Raw genomic sequence first — 2,534 nt, 5'->3', positions numbered from 1 at the left:
CCCTGCATCTGGCCGGGATCTACGCGCTGAGCGCCGGGCTGATCAAGTCTCCGCCCAGGGTCAAGGAAGCCACCATCCTGTTGCCACCCATCCCGGACAAGCAGCCCGAAAGGGAACCTGTGCGAGAGATCAAGAAGGCCGAACAGCCCACGCTGATCAATGTTCCCAAGCCGGACGTGTTGCCTCCACCCACATKGACAGAGGAGACACCGCATGTCGTTGTCGTCGAACAGCGGACCGGAGAACCCACGGTTTCGGCGGGCAGCTCGACAGGCACCGGCACGCCGCCAGTAACGCCCCCTGTGGTGAAACAGGACGCGGGGCTCAGAGCGGCCGGCGCCGTCTGCTCGGTCATGCCGCGCCCCGAAGTCCCCGCCGTCAACTGGAGCGGTGAAGCCGTGCTGCAGGTAGTTGCCACGGTGCGCGGCGGCCGCGTCGTCGGTAGCGATTTCCGCGTGATGCAAGGCGCCCTGGACGGCAAGACCAAGCGCTCACTGCAGCGCTCGGTGGAGTCCGCCCTCGCCGGCTACCAATGCCAGGGCGACGCGATGTTCCAGCAGGACTTCGCGTTCCGCCTCGACTAAACGTTGCGCATCCAGTCGGCCGTGCCCGCAAAGGACTCGGCCAGCCGGGCCTGCAGGGCCGGGTCCACCCCGGTCTCCTGCATGGCCTGGGCCATGCAGGCCAGCCATTCGTCGCGTTCGGCGATGCCGATGCGAAACGGCATGTGCCGCGCCTTCAGTCGTGGATGGCCGAAGCGGCTGATGTAGTGGTCTGGCCCGCCGAGCCAGCCGCACAAAAACCAGAACAGTTTGTCGCGCGCGCCGTCCAGCGAGTCGCCGTGCGCCGCGCGCAGCCGCGCATAGGCCGGCTCCAGGTCCATCAGGTCGTAGAAGCGGTCGACGAGCTCGCGCACCCGCGCCTCGCCGCCTGCCCATTCGAAGGCAGTGGTGGGAGTCGATTCAGCCAAGGAGTTTGGAGGCGAGCGCCTTGATGGCCTGGGCCGCGTMGCAGCCGGGATAGTGCTCCAGCATCAGCTGGCGCTTGAGCACAGCCTGCTTGACGGCCACGTCGGYCTTGACCTCGCCGTAGAGCTCAAGCCGGAAGCTCTGACCCGGCGTCGGGCCGACAAAGCGCTGCAGCACCTGCTGCAGTTGTCCGCAGATCAGCTTGCCCTCGCCGACACGGTTGGCCTGGTTGACGAGCAGGCCCACGTGGCGGCGGTCCTGCTGGGTGGCCAGCACCTTGATGGTGGCGTAGGCATCGGTCAGCGAGGTGGGCTCGGGCGTAGCGACGACGAGGACGTCGGTGGCCAGCGAGATCGCGAACAGCACGACGTCGGAGATGCCCGCGCCGGTGTCCAGCAGCACCCAGTCGAAGCGCGGCTTGACCAGGTCGATGATGTGCAGCAGCTTGTCGCGCACTTCGGGAGTCAGGCGCGAATACTCGACCATGCCCGAGCCGGCCAGCAACACGGAGAAGCCGCCCGGCGCGGGCAGGATGGCCTGCTCCAGCGTGGCCYTTTCGGTGAAGACGTCGTGCAGCGTCAGTTTGGGGTGCAGGTTCAGCACCACGTCGAGATTGGCCAGGCCCAGGTCGGCATCCAGCACCAGCACCTTCTGGCCGCGCGCGGCCAGGGCTGCAGCGAGATTGGCGGTGACGAAGGTCTTGCCGACGCCGCCCTTGCCGCTGGTGACGGCGAGGGTGCGCGCACCGCCGCGCGCCGGGCGCGGCGGCTGAGCAGGAGATGCGGCGGGAGCAGCAGGATCAGAGGTCGTGCTCATGCGGTGTCCTGTTGCGTTTCGAGATTCAGGGAGGCGAACAACATGCCCTTTTCTTCGGCGCTGACCAGGGAGTCGATCTGAGGTTCGAGGCAGGCGCGGTTGCGGCCCTCGGCCTTGGCGCGGTAGAGCTGGCGGTCGGCCCGCTCCGTCCAAAGCAACGGTGATGAGCGCACCCACTGCGGCGCGAAGGCGCCGCCCAGGCTGACGGTGACGCTGAGCATCTGGCCCGGGCCGACCTCGATGGCGAGCTCGGACACGCGCTCGCGCACGCGCTCGGCCACGGCCAAGCCCACATGCGAGGCGCAGTTGGGCAGGATGATGGCGAACTCCTCGCCGCCCACGCGGGCGACGAGATCCATGGGCCGCACGGTCTGCTCGACGGCGCAGGCCACGGCACGGATGACCTGGTCGCCGGCGCCATGGCCGTGGGTGTCGTTGACGGCCTTGAAGTGGTCGATGTCCAGCATCAGCAGCAAGGCCCCCTCACCTGAGCGCGCGACGCGGTCGACCTCGCGGGCCAGCGCCATCTCGAAGCTGCGGCGGTTGACGAGGCCGGTCAGCGCATCCCGGCTGGAGAGGTCGCACAGCGCATCCAGCACGGCCTGCAACCAGGCAGCACTCATCGGCGCCTCGTCTGGAAGCAATGCGCCGGCCTGCTGCAGCAATTGCAGGGCCTGATCCAGAACGAGCGCTTCGGCGTCGATCAGGTGGGTGGCGGGCAGGCGTTGTTCCAAAGGGGTGTGGCTGTGG

At 68.1% G+C, this 2,534-nt stretch carries 4 protein-coding genes; 1 reads left to right on the top strand and 3 read right to left on the bottom strand.

The genetic code is table 11. The features are described 5' to 3' along the window. Nucleotides 1–584, top strand: a 584-nt coding sequence (locus tag AC1DU6_RS27035; protein ID WP_477860887.1) for a hypothetical protein, incomplete at its 5' end; no start/stop codon positions are given. Here the strand turns inward: AC1DU6_RS27035 and AC1DU6_RS27030 are convergent. From AC1DU6_RS27030 to AC1DU6_RS27020, 3 genes are read right to left on the bottom strand one after another with little or no spacing between them, the layout of a single operon-like run. Further along, nucleotides 581–970, bottom strand: a complete 390-nt coding sequence (locus tag AC1DU6_RS27030) for a group II truncated hemoglobin (RefSeq protein ID WP_457324030.1) — start codon at nt 968–970, stop codon at nt 581–583. The two genes, AC1DU6_RS27035 and AC1DU6_RS27030, sit on opposite strands and share 4 nt — an antisense overlap. Continuing rightward, nucleotides 963–1,784, bottom strand: a complete 822-nt coding sequence (locus tag AC1DU6_RS27025) for a MinD/ParA family protein (RefSeq protein WP_477860885.1) — start codon at nt 1,782–1,784, stop codon at nt 963–965. Before AC1DU6_RS27025 ends, AC1DU6_RS27030 begins: the two co-directional genes overlap by 8 nt. Then, on the bottom strand, nt 1,781–2,428 hold the full coding sequence (locus AC1DU6_RS27020; protein WP_477860889.1) for a GGDEF domain-containing protein: 648 nt from the start codon (nt 2,426–2,428) through the stop codon (nt 1,781–1,783). The genes AC1DU6_RS27025 and AC1DU6_RS27020 overlap by 4 nt, the downstream gene beginning before the upstream one ends. Nucleotides 2,429–2,534 lie beyond the last annotated feature (106 nt).

The organism is Roseateles sp. P5_B10, from assembly GCF_056400485.1.
Note: the sequence above shows the minus strand (reverse complement) of the source record. Positions and strands in the feature narration are given on the sequence as shown.